The organism is Phycicoccus avicenniae (genome assembly GCF_050496545.1).
Classification (GTDB): Bacteria; Actinomycetota; Actinomycetes; order Actinomycetales; family Dermatophilaceae; genus Phycicoccus; species Phycicoccus avicenniae_A.
In genome coordinates this window covers 231,504-257,176 of the sequence record NZ_JBNVZV010000004.1, presented here as the reverse complement: position 1 = coordinate 257,176, position 25,673 = coordinate 231,504, and the positions used below count along the sequence as shown (strand labels likewise).

20 protein-coding genes and 1 tRNA gene are annotated in these 25,673 nt (G+C 74.9%); 13 read left to right on the top strand and 8 right to left on the bottom strand.

Annotated features, from left to right (window positions below):
• Window positions 1-3,108: ATP-binding protein (locus ACQZ2A_RS05470; protein WP_430208086.1), on the bottom strand; the 3,108-nt coding region annotated here is incomplete at its 3' end.
• A gap of 89 nt (window positions 3,109-3,197) precedes the next feature.
• On the opposite strand from ACQZ2A_RS05470, the gene ACQZ2A_RS05465 reads away from it, so the two are divergent.
• On the top strand, window positions 3,198-4,202 hold the full coding sequence (locus tag ACQZ2A_RS05465) for a cyclic nucleotide-binding domain-containing protein (protein WP_430208083.1): 1,005 nt from the start codon (window positions 3,198-3,200) through the stop codon (window positions 4,200-4,202).
• 85 nt (window positions 4,203-4,287) lie between these two features.
• On the opposite strand, the gene ACQZ2A_RS05460 is transcribed toward ACQZ2A_RS05465, so the two are convergent.
• The 3 genes from ACQZ2A_RS05460 to ACQZ2A_RS05450 all read right to left on the bottom strand — a co-directional run bounded on the left by ACQZ2A_RS05460 (window position 4,288) and on the right by ACQZ2A_RS05450 (window position 7,701).
• On the bottom strand, window positions 4,288-5,121 hold the full coding sequence (locus tag ACQZ2A_RS05460; protein WP_430208080.1) for an ABC transporter permease: 834 nt from the start codon (window positions 5,119-5,121) through the stop codon (window positions 4,288-4,290).
• Window positions 5,118-6,017 (bottom strand): ABC transporter ATP-binding protein, encoded by a 900-nt coding sequence (locus ACQZ2A_RS05455; protein ID WP_430208078.1) that lies wholly within the window; start codon window positions 6,015-6,017, stop codon window positions 5,118-5,120. Before ACQZ2A_RS05455 ends, ACQZ2A_RS05460 begins: the two co-directional genes overlap by 4 nt.
• Window positions 6,018-6,117: 100 nt before the next feature.
• A complete protein-coding gene (locus ACQZ2A_RS05450) occupies window positions 6,118-7,701 on the bottom strand; it encodes a potassium/proton antiporter (RefSeq protein WP_430208075.1) in 1,584 nt (527 codons plus the stop codon).
• 47 nt (window positions 7,702-7,748) lie between these two features.
• On the opposite strand from ACQZ2A_RS05450, the gene ACQZ2A_RS05445 reads away from it, so the two are divergent.
• Window positions 7,749-10,424 (top strand): penicillin acylase family protein, encoded by a 2,676-nt coding sequence (locus ACQZ2A_RS05445; protein ID WP_430208072.1) that lies wholly within the window; start codon window positions 7,749-7,751, stop codon window positions 10,422-10,424.
• A 110-nt stretch (window positions 10,425-10,534) separates the two neighbouring features.
• On the opposite strand, the gene ACQZ2A_RS05440 is transcribed toward ACQZ2A_RS05445, so the two are convergent.
• Window positions 10,535-11,116, bottom strand: coding sequence for a 5-formyltetrahydrofolate cyclo-ligase (locus tag ACQZ2A_RS05440; RefSeq protein WP_430208070.1), 582 nt, complete (start codon window positions 11,114-11,116; stop codon window positions 10,535-10,537).
• A gap of 14 nt (window positions 11,117-11,130) precedes the next feature.
• On the opposite strand from ACQZ2A_RS05440, the gene ACQZ2A_RS05435 reads away from it, so the two are divergent.
• Genes ACQZ2A_RS05435 through ACQZ2A_RS05410 form a run of 6 tightly spaced genes read left to right on the top strand, consistent with a single transcriptional unit; the run spans window position 11,131 to window position 16,427 of the window.
• Window positions 11,131-12,513 (top strand): UTP--glucose-1-phosphate uridylyltransferase, encoded by a 1,383-nt coding sequence (locus ACQZ2A_RS05435; protein WP_430208068.1) that lies wholly within the window; start codon window positions 11,131-11,133, stop codon window positions 12,511-12,513.
• The gene (locus ACQZ2A_RS05430; protein ID WP_430208065.1) at window positions 12,513-13,733 is read left to right on the top strand and encodes a molybdopterin molybdotransferase MoeA; all 1,221 of its coding nucleotides are present in this window, start codon (window positions 12,513-12,515) and stop codon (window positions 13,731-13,733) included. Before ACQZ2A_RS05435 ends, ACQZ2A_RS05430 begins: the two co-directional genes overlap by 1 nt.
• Entirely contained in the window at window positions 13,726-14,220 is a 495-nt protein-coding gene (gene moaC / locus ACQZ2A_RS05425; protein ID WP_430208063.1) for a cyclic pyranopterin monophosphate synthase MoaC, read from the top strand. Before ACQZ2A_RS05430 ends, moaC begins: the two co-directional genes overlap by 8 nt.
• Complete coding sequence (locus tag ACQZ2A_RS05420) at window positions 14,217-14,714, top strand: MogA/MoaB family molybdenum cofactor biosynthesis protein (RefSeq protein WP_430208060.1); 498 nt, start codon at window positions 14,217-14,219, stop codon at window positions 14,712-14,714. Before moaC ends, ACQZ2A_RS05420 begins: the two co-directional genes overlap by 4 nt.
• Window positions 14,714-15,442, top strand: a complete 729-nt coding sequence (locus ACQZ2A_RS05415; protein WP_430208058.1) for a GNAT family N-acetyltransferase — start codon at window positions 14,714-14,716, stop codon at window positions 15,440-15,442. The genes ACQZ2A_RS05420 and ACQZ2A_RS05415 overlap by 1 nt, the downstream gene beginning before the upstream one ends.
• 19 nt (window positions 15,443-15,461) lie before the next feature.
• A complete protein-coding gene (locus ACQZ2A_RS05410) occupies window positions 15,462-16,427 on the top strand; it encodes a hypothetical protein (protein ID WP_430208056.1) in 966 nt (321 codons plus the stop codon).
• Window positions 16,428-16,487: 60 nt separating this feature from the next.
• On the opposite strand, the gene ACQZ2A_RS05405 is transcribed toward ACQZ2A_RS05410, so the two are convergent.
• The gene (locus ACQZ2A_RS05405; RefSeq protein ID WP_430208054.1) at window positions 16,488-17,765 is read right to left on the bottom strand and encodes an AI-2E family transporter; all 1,278 of its coding nucleotides are present in this window, start codon (window positions 17,763-17,765) and stop codon (window positions 16,488-16,490) included.
• 163 nt (window positions 17,766-17,928) lie between these two features.
• On the opposite strand from ACQZ2A_RS05405, the gene ACQZ2A_RS05400 reads away from it, so the two are divergent.
• The 5 genes from ACQZ2A_RS05400 to ACQZ2A_RS05380 all read left to right on the top strand — a co-directional run bounded on the left by ACQZ2A_RS05400 (window position 17,929) and on the right by ACQZ2A_RS05380 (window position 21,622).
• Window positions 17,929-18,001, top strand: a tRNA-Ala gene (locus ACQZ2A_RS05400).
• Between the two features lie 182 nt (window positions 18,002-18,183).
• On the top strand, window positions 18,184-18,765 hold the full coding sequence (locus ACQZ2A_RS05395) for a hypothetical protein (protein WP_430208051.1): 582 nt from the start codon (window positions 18,184-18,186) through the stop codon (window positions 18,763-18,765).
• A gap of 174 nt (window positions 18,766-18,939) precedes the next feature.
• Entirely contained in the window at window positions 18,940-20,385 is a 1,446-nt protein-coding gene (locus ACQZ2A_RS05390; RefSeq protein ID WP_430208048.1) for a PepSY-associated TM helix domain-containing protein, read from the top strand.
• Between the two features lie 103 nt (window positions 20,386-20,488).
• Window positions 20,489-21,028 (top strand): DinB family protein, encoded by a 540-nt coding sequence (locus ACQZ2A_RS05385; protein ID WP_430208045.1) that lies wholly within the window; start codon window positions 20,489-20,491, stop codon window positions 21,026-21,028.
• Window positions 21,029-21,193: 165 nt separating this feature from the next.
• On the top strand, window positions 21,194-21,622 hold the full coding sequence (locus tag ACQZ2A_RS05380) for a hypothetical protein (protein WP_430208043.1): 429 nt from the start codon (window positions 21,194-21,196) through the stop codon (window positions 21,620-21,622).
• Window positions 21,623-21,631: 9 nt separating this feature from the next.
• Here the strand turns inward: ACQZ2A_RS05380 and ACQZ2A_RS05375 are convergent, their stop codons facing one another.
• Together ACQZ2A_RS05375 and ACQZ2A_RS05370 are read right to left on the bottom strand one after the other, a co-directional pair.
• Window positions 21,632-25,201: a TM0106 family RecB-like putative nuclease gene (locus ACQZ2A_RS05375; protein ID WP_430208041.1), complete on the bottom strand. Its 3,570-nt coding sequence runs from the start codon at window positions 25,199-25,201 to the stop codon at window positions 21,632-21,634.
• Window positions 25,202-25,283: 82 nt separating this feature from the next.
• Window positions 25,284-25,673, bottom strand: a complete 390-nt coding sequence (locus ACQZ2A_RS05370; RefSeq protein ID WP_430208040.1) for a hypothetical protein — start codon at window positions 25,671-25,673, stop codon at window positions 25,284-25,286.

The following is a 25,673-nucleotide window of genomic DNA, read 5'->3' as shown; positions in this document are numbered from 1 at the left end:
CGCGAGGGCCCGCGCGGCGTCGTGGCGCCCGTCACCGGACGCGGCCAGCGCCGCGGTCGCCAGGCCGTGGGCCCGCAGCGAGTCCTTGCCGACGGTCACGGCGAGGTCGGCGCACCGCAGCGCGTGCTCTTCGGCGGCCGCCGAGCGACCCAGCTGCACCTCGATGTCCGCCTGCGCCCCGAGGTTCGTGGCGACGGCCTCGACGTCCCGCAGCCGGCCGGTCGCCTCGACCGCCTCGACGACCCGCTCCAGGGCGGCGCCCAGCTCGCCCTGCGCGGCGGCGATGGTGGCCAGGTTGCCCAGCACGAGGGCCTCCCCGTACCGGTACCGCGACCGGGCGAACGCGGGCCGGGCGGCCTCGAGCGCGGTGCGCGACTCGGCGAGCCGCCCGAGGTTGTAGAGCGTCGCCGACTCCTGGACGAGCACGCGCCCCCCGCCCTCGGGGTCCTCGGCGGCGACGAAGCGGCCGCGGGCCTGCGCGAGCAGCCCGAGCGAGGCGTCGTAGTCGCTCTCGTTGCCGGCGATCATCCCGAGGTAGCGCAGCGCCTCGCCCGCCACGTCCTCCAGGCCGGCCTCCTCGGCCGTGGCGATGGCCCGACCCATCGCCTCGCGGGCTCGGACGGCGTCGTCGGACCAGGTGTGCGCCTTGCCCGCGAGGAGGTGCCCGCGGGCGACCGACGCGACCAGCCCGGCGTCCGTGGCCCGCTCGACCGCCCGCCCGGAGCGCTCGACGGCCTCGGCGTAGCGGCTCGTGTCGAAGGCGAGCCGGGCCCGGGCCAGGTGGTGACGCACGACCCGTGGCGCGTCGACCTCGGGCAGCAGCGCCTCCATCGCGGCGCAGTCTCGTTCCTGGCCGTCGCGCTCGCCCTGCCGGTCGAGGACCTCCTCGTGCGCCGCGAGCAGGTCGAAGCGCAGCGCGGCGTCGCCGTCGACGAGCTCGAGCCCGCGGTCGAGCAGCCGCAGCGCCTCCTCCGGGGCGTGCACCGAGGCCGCCCGGGCGGCGGCCCGCAGGTACCAGGCCGCGGCCTCCGGATGCTCCGCGCGGTCGGCGTGCTCGGCGACGAGGAAGGCGTACTCGTCGAGCCGGCCGGCCCGCCGGGTCACCTCGACCAGCCAGTCGACGACCCGCGCGTGGTAGGTCCGCCGGTGTGTGCGCAGGATGCCGTCGTAGGCGACGTCGCGGAGCAGGGCGTGCTTGAAGAGGTACTCGCGGGCCGTGTCGATGCTCGAGCCCGGGCGCCGCAGGACGAGGTCGCGCTCGCGCAGCCGGTCCAGGAGCGCCGGCACCGCGTGGCCGTCGTCGCCGAGCCGGTCGACCGCGGCGTCCCAGAACACCCGCCCCACGACCGAGGCCCGCTGGAGCACCTGCCGCTCGGCCGGCTCGAGCCCGTCGAGGCGCGCCTGGAGCACCCCGCGCAGCGTCACCGGCACCCGCAGCGAGCCGATCCGCTCGGCGCGCACCCGCCACCCGCCGCCGCCGGGCTCGACGACGCCGGAGTCGACGAGCCACGTGACGAGCTCCTCGATGTAGAACGGGTTGCCCTCGGCCCCGTCGACGACGAGGGCGACGAGCTCGTCGGGCACGTCGTCGACGCGCGCCAGGAGCTGGTCGACCAGGAGGCGGCTCTCCCGGCGCGAGAGCGGTGCCAGCGCGAGGCGGCGGTGGTGCCCGAGCCCCTCGCCCCAGTGCGGCCGGGTCTCGAGCAACGTGGGTCGGGTCGTCGCGACGACGAGCACCGGCGCCGCCCGGAGCACCTCGTGCGCGTCGTCGAGCCAGCGCAGCGAGGCGTCGTCGGCCCAGTGCAGGTCCTCGAGGAGGAGGACCACCGGCGCCTCGTCGGCGAGCCGGGCGAGGTAGTGGGCCAGCAGCTCGCTGGCCTCCGCGCGCAGCGCCTGCGGGTCCCGCGGCACCCCACCGCCCGGCTCCGTGGGGCCGCTCCCACCCACCTCGAACCCGAGCCAGCGCGCGACGACGAGGGCGTCGCGGCGCGATCCCCCCTCGTCCCCGAAGGCGCGGGCGAACCCGGCCTCGACGCGGGCGAGCACGGTCTCCGGGTCGTCGTCGGGGGCGATGCCGACCCGCGTCGCGAGCGCGTCGCGCAGCAGGGTGTGCGGCCGGTTCTGCTGCGACGGCGAGGCCCGGCCCCGGAACCACCAGACCGGGTCCGGGCGCTCGCCGAGCCAGGTGTCGAGCTCGGCGAGCAGCCGCGACTTGCCGACCCCCGCGTCCCCGACGACGGTCGTGATGCGCCACGCCCGCTCCTCGGTGACGTCGGCGAGGTGCTCCTGCAGCGTCAGCAGCTCGATGGCCCGCCCGACCGTGCTCGTGCCCACGCCACCCACACCGGCCGTCGGTTCCAGCTCGAAGCCCTGCGGACGCTCGCGCACCACGACGAAGGCATCCACCGGCTCGTCGATCCCCTTGAGCGACAGGCCGGGTCGCGGCTCGAGCGAGAACCGTCCGCGGAGCAGCCGGCGGACCTCGGCGCTGACCAGCACGCCGTCGCGCGGCGCCTCGGACTGCAGCCGGCTCGCGCGGTTGACCGTCGGCCCGACGGCGACGAAGTCGTGCCCCGCGCGCTCGCCGAGGGTGCTGACGACGACCTCGCCGGAGTCGAGCCCGACCCGCATGTGCAGCCGCACCCCGTGCCGGGCCTCGACGTCGTCGGCGACCTCGGCGAGCGAGGCCGTCATCGCCACAGCGGCCCTCACCGCCCGCACGGCGTCGTCCTCGTGCGAGCGGTGGAGGCCGAAGACGGCCATCGCGGCGTCGCCGATGAACTTCTCGACCACTCCGCCGTGCTCATCGACGACCCGCTGCCAGCGGCGGAAGCAGCGGTCGACGATGCCGCGGACGTCCTCGGGGTCCAGCCGGCGCGAGAGCGGGGTGAACCCCTCGAGGTCGGCGAAGAGGACGGTGACGAGGCGTCGTTGCTCGCCGGCCCGCCCGCTGCGGAGGTCATCACGCCGCGCGCGCAGCGGGGCGAGCGCCGTCTCGACGACCCTCTCGCCGAGCACGGCGCGCTGCGACTCGAGGGCGGCGATGGCCCGCTCGACCTCACGAAGCTGCTGGTCGGGGGCCTGCGCCGGTGGCTCCGGGCCCGGCATGGCGACCACGATAACCACGCCCGGGGCCTCCCGGGGAGCACCGTGACGGCCCTAGGGTGTGGCCACGCCGACGAGCAAGGGGGCCTGCGATGAGGGTCGAGGCAACGGTGACGACGATGTCGTGGATCCCGTCGGACATCGTCCGCGGGATGATCCGGGCCGGCATGGCCGCCGGCCTCACCCACGTCGACGACCCGCCCCCGCCGAGCATCCGCCCTGGCGAGGTCCACGAGCTGAGCGCCCGCGACCGCTTCCGTTGGGGCAACGTGCTCGCGGGCTGGGCCGAGGTCGAGGGCGGCCGGGTCACGACGGCGGGCTACGGCGAGGGCTCGGGGCTGGTCATCGGCGTCACGCGCGTCCGCCTCGGCCCGCTGACCGTCACGTTGCGCGCGGGCCGGCTGCCGACCCTCCAACGCGACCCCGAGGTCGCCGAGGACGGCTCGGTGCGCCTCGTCCAGACGGTCGGCGGCCGCACCGGTGCACCCTTCCCGCGCCCGGTGCCGCACCGCCCGTTCGCCCAGTGGCTCTCGCCGGTCGTGTGGACGACCCTCGGCCTCACTCTGCGCCCCGACGGCACGAGCACCGTCGAGCTCGTCGGCGCCAGCCCCTTCCCCCGGCACTGGGTCTACGACGCCGACGGCCGGCTCGCGGCCAAGAGCGGGGTGACCGACCAGGAGGGCTGGACCCGCCACGCCTTCGGCCACCGCACCCCCTGGGGCGACGAGGACTCGCCCGCCGTCGTCGCCGAGGCGAGCACCGACCTGGAACGACAGCTCTCCGAGGAGATCATGGGCGGGGCCGCACCGGGCGTCCGCCGGCTCGACCCCGGCGACCTCCTGACGCGGCAGGGTGAGCCCGGCGACGAGCTCTTCCTCGTCCTCGACGGGATGCTCGAGGTCGACGTCAACGGCGAGGTGCTCGGCCGGGTCGGGCCGGGCGCGGTGCTCGGCGAGCGCAGCCTCCTCGAGGGTGGCCGGCGCACCGCGACGCTGCGCGCCGACACCCGCGTCACCGTGGCCGTCGCCGGCCGGGACGCCGTCGACACCTCGCGGCTGGCCGCGCTCGCGGAGGGGCACCGGCGCGAGGACGGTTGAGCCGCAGCCCGACCCGCCGTGGGGGACCGACGCACCGCGCCCCCGGGACCACAGGGGTCCCGGGGGCGCGCCCCCTGCCAGGGGTCTACTTCACCTCGGCCCGGGTGATCCACCACATCCCGACGACCAGGGGCAGGACCACCCAGACGCCGACGGAGGTGCCGAGCTGGGCCCACTGCTCACCGGTCAGCGAGCCGCCGAACAGCGGTCCCATCGTCCGGTTCATGTCGAGCCACTCGCCGGCCTGCGCGGCCTTGGACCACAGCGACCCGAGGATCGACCAGCCGGTCGGCAGGACGTAGTAGAGGACGACGGCGGCCGGGGTGTTGCGCAGGAGCATCCCGAAGCCGAGGCCCTGCAGCAGGCCGAGCAGCACGTAGCCGGCGGCACCCAGCAGCGCGGTCCACGTGAAGGTCCAGTCGCCGGTGGCCCCGCGGAAGGCGATGGCGGCGGCGTGCGCGGCGGCGGCCAGCGCGAAGGAGGACACGACCGCGACGGCGCCCACGAGCAGGGCGGCCACGACCTTGGCCCAGGCGACCCGGGTCCGTCGGGCCTCGAGGGTGAAGGTGACCAGGGCCGTGCGCTGCGACCACTCGGACGTCACCGCCATGATCCCGACGACCGGCAGCAGGATGGCCATCGGCATCGCGGTGGCCTGGAGGTAGTCCCCGAAGGGATGCTCCCCACCGTCCTGCACGAAGAGGATGGTCAGGGCGCCGGCGATGACGACGCCGATGGCGACGAGCAGCCAACGCCCGGCGCGGGTGTCGAGCATCTTGCGCAGCTCGACCCGGACGAGGCGCGTGAACGGGGTGCCGGACGACGGGCGCGGCCCGGCGATGGGGGACGGGAGCCGGCCGCCGTGCTCGCGGACCCAGGGCTCGGTGGACGTCGGGGAGGCGTGCGTCGCGGTGCTCATGCCGCCACCTCCTCGCGGGCCGAGGTGGCCGTGAGGTCGAAGAACATCTCCTCGAGGCCGCGCTCGTCGCCGCCGCGCAGCTCGCGCAGCGCGACGCCGACCTCGAGGGCGACCCGCCCGACGGTGTCGGGGTCGGTCTCGGCGAGCATCCCGCCGGTCGCGACCGGGCTCACCGCGACGTCCCGGGACTCCAGCGCCCGCGCCAGCGCGGCGTCGTCGGTGGAGCGGACGACGGTGCCCGAGCCCGCGAGCAGCTCCTCGGTGGTGCCCTGCGCCACGACGCGGCCGTTCCCGATCACCACGATGTCGTCGGCGACCCGCTCGATCTCGTTCAGCAGGTGCGAGCTGAGCAGCACCGTGCCGCCGCGCGCGGCGAACCCGCGCAGCAGGTCGCGCATCCAGCGGATGCCGGCCGGGTCGAGGCCGTTGGCCGGCTCGTCGAGGATGAGCACCTCGGGGTCGGCCAGCAGGGCGTGGGCGATGCCGAGCCGCTGGCGCATCCCGAGGGAGTAGTTGCGGACCCGGCGGTTCGCCTCCTTCGAGGTCAGGCCGACGAGCTCGACCATCTCGTCCACCCGGCGGCGGTCGACGCCGTTGAGGATGGCGCCGAGCGTGAGCACCTCGCGGCCGGTGCGCCCGGCGTGCTGCGCGGAGGCGTCGAGCAGCAGCCCGACGTGGCGGCCCGGCGTGGGCAGCGCGGCGTAGGGGCGGCCGAGGACGGTCGCGGTGCCGCCGCTCGCCGGGGTGAGGCCCGCGACGACGCGCATCGCGGTGGTCTTTCCGGCGCCGTTGGGGCCGAGGAAGCCGGCGACCCGGCCGGGACGTGCCTGGAAGGACACGTCGTCGAGGGCGGTGAAGCCGCCGTAGCGCTTCGTGAGGTGGTCGACGGAGATCATGACGAGCACTCTCCCGGCGCGGCCGGCCCACCCGCCATGAGGGTCGGGCCTGACCCGACCCTGAGCCGGCCCGGGGTCGCTCAGGGTGCTCCGGGCTCGCTCAGCCGGGGCCGTCGGACCAGTCGGCGAGCCGGCCGCCGCGGCTGACCTCGAAGAGCCGCCGCTCGACGGCCGAGCGCACCGCGGAGGTCGTCACGACGAGCAGCTGGTCGCCGTGCCGCAGCACCTCGGAGTCGCGCGGCACGAACGAGCCGCCGTCGCGCACGACGAGGGCGATGTTCGCGCCCTTGGGCAGCCGGAGCTCGAAGACGCGCACGCCACCGATGCGCGACTCGGCGCCGACGTCGACCTCGAGCATCTCCGCGCCGAGGTCGGTGAGCGGGGTCGCCTCCACCCCGAGGTCGACGGAGTGGCTCGCGGTGACCAGGCCCAGCCGCTGCGCCACCCACGGCAGGGTGGGGGCCTGGATGAGGGTGAACACGACGACGAGCACGAAGACGAGGTCGAACATCCACTCCACGCCGGGTGTCCCGGCCGTCACCGGGACGGTCGCGAGGACGACGGGGACGGCGCCGCGCAGCCCGGCCCACGACAGGAAGGCCTGCGTGCGCCACGGGATGCCGAACGGCAGGCACGAGGCGATGACCGACAGCGGCCGGCCGAGCACGAGCACGGCCGCGCCGACGACGAGCGCCGGCACGATCTGCGCGCCGAACCCGCCGGGGGAGGCGAGCAGCCCGAGCAGGACGAACAGCCCGATCTGCGCGAGCCAGCCGATGGCCGTCGCGAAGCCGACCACGGCCGGCCGGTGCGGCAGCCGGAGGTTGCCCAGCACCAGGGCGGCGAGGTAGCAGGCGATGAACCCCGAGGTGTGCACGGTGTCGGCGGCCGCGTAGGCGAGCACCGCCACCGACAGCACGCCGATGGCGAACAGCGCCGAGGACGTCGTGGCGACCAGGCGCAGCAGCCGCGCCCCGAGCCAGCCGACCGCGAGCCCGACGATCGCGCCACCCGCCAGCTCGGCCGCGGCCACGACGAGGATCTGCCAGACCGGCTCCGGCTCGCCGTCGGGCGCCAGCTGCGCCGCGAGCGCCGTGACGAGGAGGACGACCGGCGCGTCGTTGAAGCCGGACTCGGCCTCGAGCATCCCCGAGATGCTGCGCGGCAGCGGGACCCGGCGCAGCACCGAGAAGACGGCGGCGGCGTCGGTGGAGGCGACGACCGCGCCGATGAGGAGCGAGACCTCCCAGGACCAGCCGAGGACGAGGCGGGCGACGACCGCGACGACGACGACGCTCACCGCCACACCGACGGTCGCGAGCACGGCGGCCGGGGCGACCGAGCGCCGGATGCCCGACCACTGCGTGGTGATGCCGCCCTCGACGAGGATCAGCACGAGCGCTGCGTACCCCAGGACCTGGGTCAGGGCCGCGGAGTCGAACTGGATGCCCAGCGGCCCGCTCTCGCCGAGCAGCAGCCCGATGCCGAGGTAGATGAGCAGCGACGGCAGCCCCGAGCGCACCGAGAGCCGGACGGCGGCGACGGCCACGACGAGCACGATGCTCCCGAGGAGCAGGGCGGAGGTGAGGTCGTCGAGCGAGAAGCCCGCCGACGCACCGGTGTCGGCGCCGACCAGAGCAGGCAGCCCGCCATGGGCGGCCGGCATCGCCCAGGGGAGTGTCACCGGGGACCGTCCTCGTCTCGTGGGGGGTGGTGTCCTAGTCTCGCAGGGTGAGTCGTCTCGTCGTCGCCCGCCGCATCCTCCTGGGACTCGTGGCGGTCGTGGTGGTCGCGGCGATCGTCGCCGGGGTGGTGGTCGTGACCGCCGTCCGCAGCTCGCTCCCGACCCGTGACGGCGAGGCCACCCTGCCCGGGCTGTCGGCCGCCGTCACCGTCAAGCGCGACGGCAGCGGCATCCCGCACATCTACGGCGACTCGGTCACCGACCTCGCCCGCGCGCAGGGCTACGTCCACGCGCAGGAGCGGTTCTTCGAGATGGACCTGCGCCGCCACATCACGGCCGGGCGGCTCTCCGAGCTGGTCGGCAGCGCGGGCGTCGAGACCGACAAGGTCGTCCGGACGATGGGCTGGCGGCGCGTCGCGGAGGAGGAGCTGCCGACCCTCGAGCCCGAGACCCGCCAGCTGCTCCAGGCCTACGCCGACGGGGTCAACCGGTACCTGCGCGGCCGCTCCCCGGGCGAGGTGTCGGCCGAGTACACGGTCCTCGGTCTGCAGCTGCCGCTCGGCGACATCGAGGAGTGGACGCCGGTCGACAGCCTGTCCTGGCTCAAGGCCATGGCCTGGGACCTGCGCGGCGACTACGACGACGAGCTCGCGCGCGCCCGGCTGAGCGGACGGCTCTCGCGCGCCCAGATCGCCGCGATCTACCCCGCCTACGACTCGGCGGCGCACCCGCCGATCCTCTCCGACACCGAGTGGTCCTCCGCCACCGCCTCCGCCGGTCGCGGGGACGAGCCGGCACCGACGACCTCCAGCTCCTCCGCCGTGCCGAGCGGGCTGACCTCCGGCGACCCCGACGTCGTGGCCGCGACGACGACGCCCGGGGCCAAGGACGCCTACGCCTTGGTCGAGCGGGCGCTCGCGAGCATCCCGCAGCTCGTCGGGCGGGGCGACGGCGTGGGCTCGAACTCGTGGGTGGTCTCCGGCGACCACACCGCCTCCGGCAAGCCGCTGCTCGCCAACGACCCGCACCTCGGGGTGGGGCAGCCCGGTATCTGGATCCAGAACAGCCTGCACTGCCGCACGGTGAGCGCCCAGTGCCCCCTCGACGTCTCGGGGTTCTCCTTCGCCGGCGTGCCGGGCGTCATCATCGGCCACAACGACCACATCGCCTGGGGCTTCACCAACCTCGGCCCCGACGTCTCCGACTTCTACCTCGAGCGCGTCGTCGGCCAGACCTACCTGCGCGACGGGGAGTGGCAGCCGATGACGACGCGCGAGGAGACCATCAAGGTCGCCGGGGGCGCCGACCAGCGGATCACGGTGCGCGCCACCGAGCACGGCCCGATCATGTCCGATGTGCTGTCCTCGGCGCGCGAGGCCGGGGCCCGGGCGCCCACCGAGGAGGAGGGCGACGAGACCCAGGACTACGCCGTCTCGCTCGCCTGGACCGGTCTCGTCCCGAGCCGCACCGCCGACGCCATCATCGGGTTCAACAAGGCGAGCGACTTCGACGAGTTCCGCGAGGCCGCGCGCTCGTTCGCGGTGCCGGCGCAGAACCTCGTCTACGCCGACCGCGAGGGCCACATCGGCTACCAGGCGCCGGGGCAGATCCCGATCCGGCGTGCGGCCATCCCGCGCAGCGTTCCCGGCTACTGGCCGGCGCCCGGGTGGGACTCGTACTACGACTGGACCGGCTACGTCGACTTCGCGGACATGCCGTCGGTCCTCGACCCGCCGGACGGCACCATCGTCGCCGCCAACCAGCAGGTGAGCACGAGCCGCACGCCGTTCCTCACGACCGAGTGGGACTACGGCTGGCGCTCCACCCGCATCGCGCAGCGCCTCGAGCGGCTGCAGGAGGCCACCCCGGCCGACATGGCCTCGGTGCAGATGGACGACAAGGACCTCTTCGCCCAGGTGCTCGTGCCCGCCCTGCTCACGGTGCCGCTCGAGGGGCCGTCCGGCGAGGCGGACCAGCAGGACCTGCTCGACTTCACCGAGGAGGCCCGCGACCTGCTCCGTGGCTGGGACCACACGACGCCGGCCTCGGACTCCAGGGCCTCGGCTGCGGCCGCCTACTACAACGCGGTCTGGCGCAACCTGTGCGAGCTGCTCTTCGACGACGAGCTCCCTGCCGACATGAAGTCCGACGGTGGCGACCGGTGGCGGGCCGCGGTGCAGCAGCTGCTGAAGCAGCCGCAGAGCGAGTGGTGGGACGACAAGCTGACGCCCAACGTCACGGAGGGCCGCGACGAGATCCTGCGGCAGGCGCTCGTCCAGGCCCGCCTCGAGCTGACCCGCGAGCTCGGCAAGGACCCCGGGCAGTGGGACTGGGGCCAGCTGCACCGCATCACGCTGGAGCACAAGGTCCTCGGCGGCGACTCCGTGCCCGGGCCGGTCCGGTGGCTGTTCAACGAGGGGCCGTACGACCTGCCCGGTGGCTCGGCCATCGTCAACGCCAACGGCTGGGACGCCAGCGAGGGCTACTCGGTCTCCTGGGGCCCGTCGATGCGGATGGTCGTCGACCTCTCCGACCTCGACCGCTCGACGTGGGTCAACCAGACCGGTGTCAGCGGCCACGCCACCGACGACCACTACGCCGACCAGGTGTCGGACTGGGTCGCCGGGCGGCAGCGGCCCTGGCCGTTCACCGCGCGCGCCGTCGACGCCACCGACCCCCAGGTGATGACGCTGCGCCCCGACCCGGCCTCCGGCACCGGCTGACCCGAGGTCCTGTCCGCCCGCCGGGGGCAGAAAGCGTCCATCAATCGACGAATGTGTCAGTTCTTGTCGTTCGGCGGGTCGTCGGGAGCGTCCATCAATCGACGAATGTGTCAGTTCTTGTCGCTCGGTGGCCGCAGGTCGGTCAGGCCGTCGGCGGTGAGCACGGCATCGACCGGCTGGTCGAAGGACTCGCGCGGCAGCGGCTCCTCGCCGTCCGGGACGAGCTCGCCGGGATGGAGCAGCGTCACGACCCGCACCCCCGCCCGGCGCCGCGGCAGCGCCTTGTCGTAGCAGCCGCCGCCCTGGCCGAGCCGGGTGCCGGTGCGGTCGACGGCCAGCCCGGGGGAGAGGACGAGGTCGGCCAGCGCCACGGCGTCCAGCCCCAGCCGCACCGCCGCCGGGTCGGTGACGTCGTGCCAGTCGAGGTCGAGGTCGTCCAGGGTGTCGGGCACCAGCACGCGCACGCCCGCGCCGACGAGGGCGGCGTTCATCGGCCCGGTCGGCGGCTCGCCGGGCACCGACTCGTAGGACAGGACGGTGGCGCCGGGCCCGAGCGGGCCGACCAGGGCCAGGGCGCCCTCGGCGAGGGACCGCCCGTCGGCCTCGGTGTCCCGTCCGGCGGCGATCTCACGACGCCGGGCGCGCAGCTCGCGGCGGCGCCGGCTCTTCGGGGTGGGGCTCACCCGCCGCATCGTAGGGTGACGCCATGACGAGCGACGCGCTGCGCGCGGCCACGGACCGGATGCTCGGGGCCGGCGTCGACCCGCTGGCCGTCCGGGTGTTCGCCCACTTCCACGAGCAGCTGGCCGACGACGTCACGGGGACGGTCCCCGAGGACAGCGTCGAGCCGCTCACCGACCCGCCCTCCCTCGACGACGTCCGCCCCGGTGACGATGCCGTCCGCGAGGCGCTGGCCCGCACGGTGGTCGTCAAGCTCAACGGCGGCCTCGGCACGAGCATGGGGGTGCAGGGCCCGAAGTCGGCGCTCGAGGTGCGCGAGGGGCGCACCTTCCTCGACGTCATCGCCGAGCAGGTCCTCGCGCTGCGGGCGCAGCAGGACGTCGAGGTCCCGCTGCTCCTGATGAACTCGTTCCGCACGCGCGAGGCATCCCTCGAGATCCTCGCCCGATACCCCGGCCTGGCCCTCGACGGCCTGCCGCTGGACTTCCTCCAGAGCAAGGAGCCCAAGCTCCGCGCCGACGACCTCTTCCCCGTCGACCACCCCGAGGACCCCGAGCTCGAGTGGTGCCCGCCCGGCCACGGCGACGTCTACGTGGCGCTGCGCACCACCGGCCTCCTCGACGACCTGCGTCGCCGCGGGTACCGGTACCTCTTCCTCTCCAACGCCGACAACCTCGGGGCCACCTGCGACGGCGCCGTCCCGGCGTGGATGGCGGCCGAGGGCATCCCGTACGTCGCCGAGGTCAGCGCCCGCACCGTCAACGACCGCAAGGGCGGCCAGCTCGTCGTCCGCCGCTCCGACGGCCGGCTCGTCCTGCGCGACTCGGCGATGGTCGTGCCGGGCGAGGAGGAGCACTTCCAGGACCTCGAGCGGCACCGGTGGTTCCACACGAACAACCTCTGGGTCGACCTCGACGTCCTCGCGGCCCGGCTCGACGAGACCGACGGCGTCCTCGGGCTGCCGATCATCGTCAACCGCAAGACCGTCGACCCCACCGACCCCGAGTCCACTCCTGTCGTGCAGATCGAGTCGGCGATGGGCGCCGCGGTCGAGCTCTTCGACGGAGCGAGGGCGATCGCCGTGGGCCGCAGCCGGTTCCGGCCCGTCAAGACCACCAACGAGCTCCTGCTCCTCCGCAGCGACCTGTACCGCGTCACCGACGACGGGCGGGTCGAGGCCGTCTCCGACCGTCCGGAGCCGTTCGTCGACCTCGGCCCCGAGTACCGCCTGCTCGACGGCTTCGAGGCCCGGTTCCCGCACGGGGCCCCGTCCCTGCGCGAGTGCACGAGCCTGCGGGTCGAGGCCGACGTCACCTTCGGCTCGGGTGTCGTCTGCGTCGGCGACGTCCACCTCACCGGGGAGCCGCGCACCGTGCCCGACGGCACCCGTCTCGAGGGGGAGTCCTGATGCGCACCGTCGCCGAGCACCGTTCCGCCGTGCTGTCGCTCGTGGCCCCGCTGCCCGCCGAGCGCGTCGCCGTCGGTGCCGCCCTGGGACGCGTCCTCGCCGAGGACGCCGTCGCGGCCGTCGACCTCCCGGGCTTCGACAACTCCGCGATGGACGGCTACGCCGTACGGGCCGCCGACCTCGTCGGGGCCGGCGAGGGCTCGCCCGTCGTCCTCCCCGTCGACGGCGACGTCGCCGCGGGGGACACCACCCGCCACGTCCTCCCGCCCGGGCGCGCCCTGCGCATCATGACGGGTGCGCCGCTGCCCGAGGGGGCCGACGCCGTGGTCGCCGTGGAGGTGACCGACGGTGGGGCGCAGGAGGTCTCGGTCCGCCTCGAGCCGGAGGTCGGCCGCCACCTGCGCCACCGCGGGGAGGACGTGCGCGCCGGCACGGTCGTGCTGACGGCCGGCACGCGCGTCGGTCCGGGGCACGTCGCCCTGGCCGCCGCGTCGAACATCGCGGAGCTCGTGGTGCACCGCCGGCCGCGCGTCACCGTCGTCTCCACCGGCGACGAGCTGGTCCCCGTCGGCGGTGTCCTCGAGCACGGCCAGATCGTCGACTCCAACCACCTGATGCTGCGCGCGCTCGTCGAGGCCGCCGGCGCCGAGGTCGCGGCCGGGGTGCACCTGCGCGACGACGCCGACACCGTGCGCGCCTTCCTCGCGGCGCCCGACGGCGACCCCGACCTCGTCATCACGACCGGTGGGGTCTCGATGGGCGTCTACGACACGGTCAAGGAGGTGTTGACCGCGGACGGTGGCGTCGAGTTCACCAAGGTCGCGATGCGTCCCGGGATGCCGCAGGGCTGCGGCCGGGTCGCCGCCAGCGGCCTGCCGGTCGTCACGCTGCCGGGCAACCCGGTCAGCTCCTACGTCTCCTTCCACGTCTTCGTCCTGCCCGCCCTGCGCCGGATGGCCGGGGCCGACCCCGACGCCGACGGCCGCTTCGAGGCGGTGGCCGGTGCGGCGTGGCCCACCGCCCCCGGCCGGGCCGAGATGACGCGCGTCGTCGAGGAGGACGGGACCGTCCGGCCGTCGGGCGGTCAGGGCTCGCACGTGCTCGGCGCGCTGGCCGGCGCGACCGCCCTCGCGATGGTCCCGGAGGAGGTCGCGGAGGTCGGGCCGGGGGACCGGGTGCTCTGCCTGCCGCTGCTGGGGCATCATCGGGGCTGTGGTTGACCCCCAGCGCCCGGTGAGCGGGCTGACCCACGTGCGGGCCGATGGCACCGCCCACATGGTCGACGTCTCGGCCAAGGCGGTCACGGCGCGCCGCGCCGAGGCGCGCGGCCGCGTGCTGCTGTCGCCGGCCGCCGTCGCCGCGCTGCGTGACGGGACCGTGCCCAAGGGCGACGCCCTCGCCGTCGCGCGGATCGCCGGCATCCAGGCCGTCAAGCGCACGCCGGAGCTCGTGCCGCTGGCGCATCCCGTCGCGGTGCACGCCGTGGAGGTCGACCTCGACGTCGTCGACGACGGCGTCGAGATCCGGGCCGAGGCGCGCACCGCCGACCGCACGGGCATCGAGATGGAGGCGCTGACCGCCGTCACCGTCGCCGCGCTCGGGCTGGTCGACATGGTCAAGGCCGTCGACAAGCACGCCCGCATCACCGACGTGCGGGTCACCGCGAAGTCCGGCGGACGGTCCGGCGACTGGGAGGAGCCGCGATGAGCGGGGCGCCCGACCTCACCGGCCGGAGGGCTGCGGTGGTCACCTGCTCGACGCGCGCAGCCGCCGGCGTCTACCCCGACCGTGGAGGCGCCCTCATCGTCGAGGCGCTGCGCGGCTGGGGCTGCGAGGTCGCCGACCCCGTCGTCGTGCCGGACGGCCCGGCGGTCGGTGAGGCCCTCGCCGCGGCGCTGGCCGATGGCCCCGACCTGCTCCTCACGACCGGCGGCACCGGTCTCACCCCCACCGACGGCACCCCGGAGGCCACCCGCCCGCTGCTCGAGCGCGAGGTGCCCGGGCTGGCCGAGGCAATCCGGGCCCGCGGTGTGGCGCAGGGCATCCCGACCGCCGTGCTCTCCCGCGGGCTCGCCGGGCTGGCCGGCCGGACCCTCGTCGTCAACCTCCCCGGCTCCTCGGGTGGCGTGAAGGACGCCCTCGCGGTGCTCGCCGAGGTGCTGCCGCACGCCCTCGACCAGGTGCGCGGAGGCGACCACTGATGTGGCGCCGGCTCCTCGGGGCGGGGCGGGGCGCGGCCGCGTCCCCGGCGCCGCCCGGGTGGGTCTGGCCGCTGCGGCTGCAGGGCACGACCCCGGTCGGCACCGACGTCGTCCTCCGTCCGCTCGCCCTGCGTGACGAGTCGGCCTTCCAGTCGGTGCGCCGCGCCAACGCGGACTGGCTCGAGCCGTGGGACGCCACCTCGCCCGAGCCGGACGCGCCGACCCGCACCTTCGCGGACCTCGTGGCGCACTACGACGCCGAGGCCGCCGCCGGTCGGGCCCTGCCGCTCGCCGTCGAGGTGGGTGGGCGGTTCGTGGGGCAGGTCAACGTCGGCACGGTCGTCCTCGGCGCCTTCCGCTCCTGCTACGTCGGGTACTGGGTCAGCCGGTCCGTCGCGGGCCGGATGGTCGTGCCCACCGGGGTCGCGCTCGTCGCCGACCACCTCTTCGGCCGGGTCGGCCTGCACCGCATGGAGGTCAACATCCGGCCCGAGAACACTGCGAGCCTGGCGGTCGTGCGCAAGCTCGGGTTCCGTTCGGAGGGAAGGCGACCGCGCTACCTCCACATCGACGGCGACTGGCGCGACCACCTGTCCTTCGCGCTCACCGTCGAGGACCTCGCGGGTGAGACGATGGTGCACCGACTGGCGCGTACCGTGGCCGAGGCACAGTCGTCACACGAGTCACTTGCGCGACACACCGAGGCGGGTCCGGCATCCGGCGGCTGAGCACGCCTACCGTCGGACCGTGCGGTCCCCGTCGAGCCTGATCTTCCTCGTCCTCCTCGGGGTCTGGGCTGCCTACTTCGTGCAGTACTGGATCCGTCGCCGGGACCACCTGGCCACCGCCCGCTCCGTCGAGCAGTTCAGCGCCGCGATGCGCGTCCTCGAGCGCCGGCAGACCATCCCCCGCACCGACCTGTCCGACCCCGCGCCGCGCTCCTTCTCGGTCCACCCGGCCCGCTCGGCCCGCCCGCAGGTGGTCGTCAAGCGTGCCGTCCCGGCCGAGATGCCCACTCCGCGAACGGTCTCCGCGCCGGTCGTCGTCCACCGTGGCGTGCCGCGCCGGGTTCGTGCCCTGGCCCTGCTCACCTCCCTCGTCGGGCTCGTCGTCACCGGCGTGCTCGCGCTGCTCTCGGTCCTCGTGCCGTGGGCCCCGCTCGTCGCTCTCGGCGCGATCGTCCTGTCCCTGGGCTGGGTCCGCTCCGGGGTGCGCGCCGAGCAGGCCGCCCGCGCGGCCGCCCGCCGTCGTGCCCGGGAGATGGCCCGCCGCCGGGCGAGCGCGCCCGCCGCGGCATCGGTGCGCCGCACCGCCGCCCGTCCGGCCACGGCGTCCTCCGCTCCGGCCACGACCGAGGTCGCCGAGCCGGTCGAGGTCGTCGGCCGCACCGAGGTCGAGGTCGAGGTCGCCGTGGAGCCGGCCGCGCCCGTCGCTGCCGAGCCCGTCGCCCCGGCCGCGGTCGTCGAGCCGGTCGTCGCGGCCGAGGTCGTCCCCGAGCCGGAACCGGTCATCGAGTACGTCCACCTCGTCGACGAGGACGACATCCCCCTCACCTGGGACCCGGTTCCGGTCCCGCGGCCGACGTACACGATGAAGGCCAAGGCCGAGCGTCCCGAGGTCGCCCCGGCCGCCGTGACGCCGGAGCCCGCCGCGGCCCCGGACGTGCGCTCGCGCGAGGACGACCTCGACCAGCGTCGCGTCGCCGGCGCCTGACCCGCACGCCCCGCGCCTGCTCTTCTCCTCCCGCACCCCTCGGGGTGCGTCCGTCCTCGCTCAGTCGCGGTCGGCGGAGTCGGGGACGTCGGGCACGATCGCCGCGTCCTCGGTGTCCTCGGCGGCGCTCTCGTGCGCCCGGTCCGCTGCTCGCGGCCCGACGACGTCGTCGACGGAGAGCCCCTCGGAGGTCCTCGGGCCGTCGGGCGAGTCGAGCAGGTGGTGCCCGACGGCGTTGAGGACGGCGATGGTCGGGACGGCGATGAGACCGCCGATGATGCCGGCCAGGATCAGCCCGGTCGCGATGGCGAGGATGACCGCGAGCGGGTGCAGGCGCATCGCGCGACCGATGAGCAGCGGCTGGAGCAGGTGGCTCTCGAGCTGCTGCACGCCGATGACGATGCCGAGCATGATGAGCGCCTGCACGGGCCCCAGGGCCACGAGGGCGAGGAGCACGGCCACGCCGCCGGAGACCGCGGCACCGACGATCGGGATGAACGCGCCGAAGAAGACGAGCAGGGCGATGCCGGAGGCGAACGGCACGCCGAGGATGGCCGCGCCGACCCCGATGCCGATGGCGTCGACGGCCGCGACGAGGACGGTGGCCCGGGTGAACGCCGCGAGCTGGCCCCAGGCGATGAGGCCCGAGGAGTGCACCTTCTCGCGCGCGCCGCGCGGGAAGAGGCGGACCGCCCAGGCCCAGATGGTGTGGCCGTCGTAGAGGAAGAAGAAGAGCGAGAAGAGCGCGAGGAAGAACCCTGCGACGAGGTGTCCGGCGGTGAGACCGGCCGCCGCGAGGGAGTCGGTGACCCCGCCCGAGCTGAGCGACTGGCGGGCCCGGTCGATGTACTCGGTGAGCTGGGTGTCGGTGATGCCGAAGCTGGACTGGACCCACTGCCGGATCTGCTCGATGCCGTCGGTCACCTTCCCGGTGATGTCCCCGAGCTGGCTGGTCAGCTGTGACCCGACGAAGGAGAGCAGACCGGCGACGACACCGATCGTGCCGAGAACGGTGATGCCGGCGGCCAGGCCGTTCGGCATCACCCGGGCCAGGCGGTCGTAGATGGGGTGCAGCAGTGCCGAGAGCAGCAGGGCGACGATGATCGGGATGACGACCTCGGACAGCAGGCTCGTCAGGTACAGCACCGCGACGAGCGCGGCGCCGATGACGATGAAGCGCCACGCCCACTCGCTGGCGGTCCGGACGCCGAGCGGCACCGACCACTCCGGGGGGCGCCGCGGGTCGCCGGGGCGCAGCGTCTCGGGACCGGCGGGGCGGGCTGCCCGCGCGGCCGGCCCCCCGGTGGGGCGCAGGGCGGCAGGCAGGCGGAGACGCATGGCTCGACTCTAGGGGGTGGCGCAGACGCCGGGTCCCCCGCGTCACGGCCGGGAAGGGGCGGGGCTGACCAGCGCCGATGCCGCCGGGCGGCCACGGGCCGCGCGCGCGGGGCGGCCGGTTTCTGGCGGGGGTGACGCTGGTGTTATCGTTTCTCCCGCACTCGGGGCTGTGGCGCAGTTGGTAGCGCGTCTCGTTCGCAATGAGAAGGCCAGGGGTTCGAATCCCCTCAGCTCCACCGATGACGAAGGACCCGGCACGCATCGTGCCGGGTCCTTCGTCATCATTCGGACACGTGGGGATTCGGGAGTAGCCCTTGTCCCCTCGGTCCACGGCACGAGTGGGGCTGGCCGCGTCCGACCCCGGCGAAGGGCTCGCCCCAAGGGCGGCCCAAGGTCGCTCCCGCTAGGGTCTGCGGTCGTGACGACGTTCTCGGCGGGCGAAGGGGTGCGGCTGCTGCGTGCGGTCGTCGCCACGCTCGTCGTCGTCGGGCTGGGGGCCGTGGCCCACGAGATGGGCGGCGGCGCACCCCTCTCCGTGCTCCCGGCAGTGATCCTCACCGTCCTCGTGGGTCCGCTGGTGTGGGTCACCGTGCGGCGACGCACCTCGCTGGCGCGCATGCTCCTCGCGACCGCCCTGGGGCAGGTCCTCGTCCACGTCGCCCTCGTCGGGATGACCCCAGGAGCCGGGGGCGTCGCGCCGAGACCGCACCTGCACGACGCCATGCCCGCGATGGCACAGGTCCCGGCCACCTCGACCGGCACGACCCTGACCGGCTCGATGCTCCTCGCGCACGCGGTCGCGACCGTCGTCGCGAGCCTGCTCCTGACCCGCGGCGCGGACCTCGTCGCCGCGGTCGTCCGGCTGCTGGTCGTCCCTGTCGCGGCACACGTGTCGCCGGTCCCCGGCCGCGCTCCGGTCGCGCACGTCCTCGTCCGGGTCCCGGACGGCCGCAGCATCGGGGCCCTCGGCGGCCGCGCGCCACCGCTCCGCCCGGTCTGAGCCGCGCCGGTCCTCCGGGGTGGCTCTCCATCCACCCCGACGTCCGGGAACGACCACGCACCGACGTCCGCGCGCAGCATCCCCACGGTTCCTCCCGTGCGGTCCCGCGCGCGGCCGCTGCGTCCACGTCTCCCGGGCCGGGTCCCCCCGCTGCCCGACACCAGGAGAACCCCGATGGCCCTGCTCGACGACCCGACCACCCAGGCGGACACCCGCCCCGCACCATCCCGCCCCGACACCTCCCGCCCGCACCCCGAGGCCCGGCGCGGCACCGGCCTCTTCCGCGCCTTCTGGCGCTGGCACTTCTACGCCTCGCTCATCGTCATCCCGACGGTGCTCCTCCTCGCGGTGACCGGGCTGGTCTACCTCTTCCGCTTCCAGATCGAACCGCTCGTCCACGGCGACCTCCTGCGCGTCAGCGCGCCGGCGGGAGCGACGCCCGTCGGTTACGACGAGCAGCTGACGGCCGTCCGCGAGGCCCGTCCCGACGACACCGTCGTCTCCCTGACCGAACCGGCGGCGCCCGACCAGAGCACCCGCGTCACCGTCTCGACCCCGGACGACGCGACGCGCGACGTCTTCGTCGACCCGTACACGGGCACCGTCCTCGGCTCCCTCGACCCGGACTCCACCATCAGCGGCACCGCGGTGCGCCTCCATGCCGACCTGATGGCGGGCACCGTCGGGGACCTCGTCCTCGAGCTCGGCGCCTGCTGGGCCATCGTCATGGCGCTCACCGGGTACTACCTCTTCTTCCGCGGACGGCGGGCGCGCCGTCGCCTGCGGCGCAAGGACCCCACGGCCGCACGGCTGCGATCCGGCCACGCGTGGACGGGGCTGTTCATCGGGGTCGGTCTGCTGATGCTCGTCGTCTCGGGGCTGCCCTGGACCGGGGTGTGGGGGGCCCAGGCCCAGAAGCTCGCCACGGGTGCCGGCACGTCGTTCTGGAGCGACGACCACGGCGCCGTCTCGGATCCCACGTCCACGCTGGACGAGTCCCTGCCGCACAGCCACGGGGTGGTGCCCTGGGCCCAGGGGGAGAGCACGGTGCCCCGCTCCACCGGTGACCCGGAGCGGTCCGTGGCCACCGTCGACACCGCGGTCCTCGTCGGTGAGCGCGAGGGCCTGGCGCACCCGATGACCGTCATCCTCCCGACGGAGGACGACGGGGTGTTCTCCACGATCGGATACGCCTTCGAGGACCCCACGGCCGAGCGCACCGTGCACGTCGACCGCTTCGGCGGCACCGTCGTGTCCCGGTACGGCTACGACGACTACGGCGCGCTCGCCAAGACGGTCAGCCACGGGATCGCCCTGCACGAGGGGCGCCACTTCGGCACCCTGAACATGGTCCTCACGACGCTCTTCTGCCTCGCCGTCATCGCCTCGTGCATCACCGGACCGCTCATGTGGTGGCGCCGGCGTCCGCGCGGGGCCGGCACGGTCGGTGCGCCGCGGGGGAGGATGCCCGTCGTCGCGACACCCGCCCTCGGCGTCGGGTTGTTGCTCCTCTGCCTCCTCCTCCCGGTGTTCGGCGCCTCGGTCGTGATCGCCCTGCTCGCAGAGCGGGTGCTGCGGCGTTCGGCCCGGGCCCGTCGCGTCCTGGCCATCCCGGGCTGACGGGTCCGTCCACCGCGGCGGGCCGCAGGATGACGCGGCCCGCCCCGGTGGGCGCTCCGGAACCCGGTGGCACGGGGCCCCGGGAGGCGGTTGGCTGGTCGTCATGAGCGACATGTGGACCGAGCCCGCCTCCGACCCCCGCCCCACCGGGACCTCCGTCGGTGAGCTGGCGACCCTGCGCCAGTACCTGACCTTCCACCGGCTGACCCTGCGGATGAAGTGCGAAGGGCTGGATGCCGAGCAGCTGGCCCGCCGCTCGGTGCCCCCGAGCACCCTCAGCCTGCTCGGGCTGGTGCGCCACCTGGCGGTCGTCGAGCAGTACTGGTTCCACCACGTCCTGCGCGGGCTGCCCGTCGAGGACCCGCTCTACGCGGACGACGACGACCCGGACTTCGAGCTCACCTCGGCCACCGGAGACGCGGCGATGGTCGAGGACTCGTTCGCGATGTGGCAGAGGGAGATCGACGCCGCGGACGCCTGGCTCGACACCCTGGCCCCGGGCGACCTCGACGCCACCGTGACCCGCCGCGACGAGGAGCTGCCGGTGCGTGACGTTCTGGTGCACCTGGTCGAGGAGTACGCCCGGCACGTCGGCCACGCCGACCTGCTGCGCGAGTGCATCGACGGCCGCACGGGGGAGTAGCGCCGGAGGAGCCCACGGGTCTTGACGCCCCGAGCGCCGAGCCCCGAGGATCCTCCCATCGCCGGCCCGAGGAGGCTCGATGTCGTCACCCCAGCCGCGCCGCCGCGGCTCCCTCGCGCCGCCACAGGTCCGCCGGTCGCCCACGCCCGACGTGTCGAGGCGGCCGTGAGCACCCGCACCGGGTTCGTCGCGGGCGTCGCGCTCACCGCCCCGGCGCTGTGGGTCGGCGGCTGGGCCGAGCTGGCGCCGCGCTCGTTCTACGACTCCTTCCCGGGCTTCGGGCGGGTGTGGGTCTCGACCGACGGCCCGTTCAACGAGCACCTCGTCCGGGACGTGGGCGGCCTCTACCTTGCGCTCGCCGCGGCGGGGCTGCTCGCGCTGGCGTGGCGGGACCGGCGGACCCTGCTGCTGCTCGGCACGTCCTGGCTCGTCTTCGGGCTGCTCCACGTGGGCTACCACGTGGCCCACCTCGACACCCTCGCCTCGACCGCGGACCGGGTCGGCGAGGTGGTCTCGCTCGGCATCGTGCCGGTGCTCGCGGTCGTGCTCCTCCTCGCGGAGCGGACCGATCCCGGCCCGGTGCCGCCGACCTGACGACGGACCTCATCCGACGGGCTGTCGGCTCCTCCCGACGACCTCGGCGGAGACGGCGGCGTCGCAGAGCCGCAGGAACGACCCGAGCGCCACGAGCTCGTCGGGGGAGCGCGGCGAGAAGTCGGTGAGCACCTCCGAGCGCACGACGAACGCCGAGTGCTGACCGCGCGAGATCGCGACGTTGAGCCGGTGCCGGTCGAGGAGGAAGCCCATGCCGCGCGAGACGTCGGAGTGCGACGAGGCGGCCATCGACAGGATCGCGACCGCGGCCTCCCGGCCCTGGAACCTGTCGACCGTGCCGACCTCGACGTCGTGCAGCCCGGCGTCGTCGAGCACACGGCGCAGCAGCCCGACCTGGGCGTTGTACGGCGTGATGACAATGACGTCGCGCGCCTCGAGTGCTCGCCCACCGGCCGCCGACCCGTCGGGCGCGCGTGCGGTCGGGTCGGACCACGTCCGGCCCAGCAGGTCGCGGACGAGGTCGAGCACGGCCTCGGCCTCCTCGGACGAGTGCGTCGAGTTGTCGCGGTGCTCGACGAGACGGACGTGCACCCCCGGCTCGACACCCGCGAGGGACCGCCCCGCCGTGACGCCCTCCTGCGCGTGCAGCCGGCCGTCGTAGGCCAGCTGCGACACCGGCTCGGTGAGCGCGGGGTGCATCCGCCAGGTGGTCGCGAGGAAGTACCCGAGCTCGGGGGGCAGCACGGACTCGTCGCCGGCCAGCCACGCCAGGGCGGCGAGGTCGATGGGCTCGGCGTGGGTCCCCGTGGTGACCTGCGGCAGCTGCTGCGGGTCGCCGAGCAGCAGCAGGCGTCGGGCGGCCACCGACACCGCGAGGGTCTTGGCCAGCGAGAACTGCCCGGCCTCGTCGACGACCAGCAGGTCGAGCTCGCCACGCCCGACCCGGGCCGGGTTCGTCAGGTCCCAGGCCGTGCCGCCCACGACGTACCCGCGCCCGGCCGCCCGGTGCCCGGCCGCGAACCCGGCGAGCTCGTCGGCCTTGGCGAGCGCGGTCCAGGGCGGATCGGCCGTCGCCCGGGACACCTTGCCGACCTGCTCGCCGGACACCGCCGTGGAGGTCGTGATCTTGGTGAGGACGTTCTCGACGGCGGCGTGGCTCTGCGCGCAGACCCCGACCGCCCAGCCCTGCTCGAGCAGCCGGGCGACGACGTGTGCGCCGACGTGCGTCTTGCCGGTGCCGGGCGGTCCCTGCACGGCGACGTAGGAGTCGTCCATCCCGGTGAGGGCGGCCGTGATCGCGTCGACGTAACCGTCCGGCCCCGGACCGACCGGCGGCAGCGTGCCACCACCGCGCAACCGTGGTGGCACCCGCAGGAGGACGTCGGTGCCGGCCCCGACCGGAACCCGCCCCGTGTCGCGGACCGCCTCGGCGACCTCGGCGAGCGCGCGGTCGATCGGCGCCGAGCTGACGTTGTCGTTGGGGACGAGCGCCACCGGCACGTCGACGTGCGGCTCGCCGTCCTTGGGTTGGAGCTCCTCGACGAGCAGGCTCTGGTGCAGCCGGCCGTTCGCCGCCAGCCGGTCCTCGACCTCCAGGACCGTGACCGTGGCCGTCGACCGTGCGTTGGCGTGCAGGCGCTCGGCCACGACGCCACGGGGCGGAGGCGCCCCGTAGACCGCCGACACCGCTGCCCCGACCCCGATGCCGTTCTGCCGCATCGGTTCGCCGTGCAGGCGCAGGGTGCGGCGCGGGCGCTGCCGCGCAGAGGCCTGCCACCAGTCGCGGACCACCTCGGCGTCCTCGACGAGGAACACCCCCTCCGCCGGCCGCCAGTCGCCGACGGGAAGCCGGAGCCGCTCGAAGTGCTCCTGCCACTTCGGCTTGTCCTCGCGCGCGTGGAAGAGGACGGCCGAGCCGACGAGCGCGACGGCGTGGTCCTCGTCGGTGCGCTCGGCGGCGACGACGTCGGCGACCAGCGCCCGCACGGCCGCCTCGAGGTCGAGCGCGGCCTGCCGCTTCTCGCTGACGACGACCTCGGACACCTCGTCGGGCGCCGGCAGGCTCCAGTCGTCACCGAAGAGCTCGCGGCGCCGGTCGAGGAGCCAGTCGCGCAACCGGAGCGTCGAGAGGCAGTCGTCCTCGTTGTAGTGCGCGATCTCGGCGATGAGCGAGTCGGCCTCGGACGCGCGGCCCTCGATGCGGGCCGCGGTGAACTGGTGGTAGACGACGATGCTCTCGGCGCCGCCCTGGACATCACCCTCGCGCGCCTCCATGTAGAGGGGCTCGAGCTTCTTGATGGAGTACGACCGCTGCGACACCCGGATGCCCGCCCGGACGACCGAGTAGAGGTCGACGAAGACGCCGTCGCGCAGCAGCTGGTCGACCTCGTCCTCGTAGACACCGTGCCGCGCCGCCATCCGCAGCATCGCCGCCGGTTCGTACGGGGCGTAGTGGTAGACGTGCAGGTCGGGCCAGCGGCGCCGCCGGTGCGTGAGGTGGTCGACGAAGTCGACGAGGGCCTGCCGCTCCTCGTGCCGGTCGTGGGCCCAGAAGGCGCGGAACCGCGGTGTGCCGGAATCGGTCTCGACCATCCCGAAGAGGTACTCGAGGCCCCACACGGAGGAGCCGGGCTCCTGCCACAGCGGGTCGCCCTCGAAGTCGAAGAACACATCGCCCTCGCTCGGCGGCGGCATGAGCTGCAGCGCCGCGGGGCCGACGACCTCGTGACGCACCCGCCCCAGCGGGTCGGCGTCCTGCAGCTGCTGGAGCCGCGCCTGCGCGCGGAGCCGCTCGAGCATCGCGTCGCGGACGTCGGGGACCGGGCCGCTCGAGGCCGCCAGCTCCTCGAGGGTCGTGATGCCGGCGTCGAGCAGCCGCCGGCGCGTCGGGCCGCGCATCCCGGCGACGAGCAGGAGGTCGCGCGAGGTCTCGACCTCGGCCGAGCACACCGGGCACCGGCCGCAGGCCAGCCAGCGCGGGTCGCCCCACGATGCGGGTCCGCCGGCGGCGAGGTGCTCGTCGAGGAGGGACTCCAGACGCTCCCGGCGGGCCCGGTAGACCGGCAGGACGTCGTCGAGCGGCACGTCGCGGACCACCCCGTCGCCGAGGACGAGCCGGGCCACGGGCGCAACCTGGACCCCCGCCTCACGGAGCAGCGCCGCGTAGGCCGCGACCTGGAGCAGCGCTGGCACGTTCTCGTGCCGCGCGAGCTTGGTGTCGCTGACGACCCATCCGTCGGCCGAGCGCTCGAGGAAGTCCGCGCGTCCGACGAAGCGCCCGTCGAAGAGGGTGGCCTGCGACAGCACGGCGGCGTCCGAGGCCAGGGCCTGCAGGGTGGCGTCCATCGCCGAGGCCAGCCCGGTCGGTGTGTGGACGGGGGAGGGCAGCTGCCGGACGCCCCCGGGGTGCTCGCGACCGAGCCGCCGCAGCTCGGCGTTCTCGTGCTGGTCGCCGAGGGCCGAGACACGGGCGAGCATCGGGTCGTCGGGGTCCTCGACCGACGGGGCCAGGCCCCGGACGACGTCGAGGCGGCGCACGAGGGCGAACTCGCACTGCGACGCCGTGCGCAGGTCGGAGGCGCTGAGCACCAGACGCGCGTCGTCACCGAGGAGGAACATGACCCGAACCTACGCCGGGCCCCCGACAGCCCCGCCGAGGCACGGCCCGACGCACGCGCCCCTACACCGGTCGCCGGGTCCGTCAGGCCCGTACACCGCGCCCTCGGTGCACGGACCGCCGGAACAGCGCCGCGGCGACGACGTACATCCCGGCGAACCCCAGCGTCAGCCCGGTGACGTCGACGAGCGAGACCCCGTCGGTCCCGGCGGCCCCGGACCCGAGGACGACGAGCGGCACCACGGCCACCGCGAGGGCCGCGAGCAGCGCGACCACCGCCATCCCCGGTGCGCGCAGGCGGGTCGCGGCGGCCCCCAGCAGCAGGACCGCCGGCACGGCGAGGTAGCCGCGGTCGGCCCGGCCGTCGCCGATGACACCGACCGCGCCCGAGCCGAGGACGAGCAGGAGCGTCGCGAGGAGGGTCAGGCCCAGTCCGGCCCGGTACGAGGAGCGCGAGGAGTGCGAGGTGCTCAT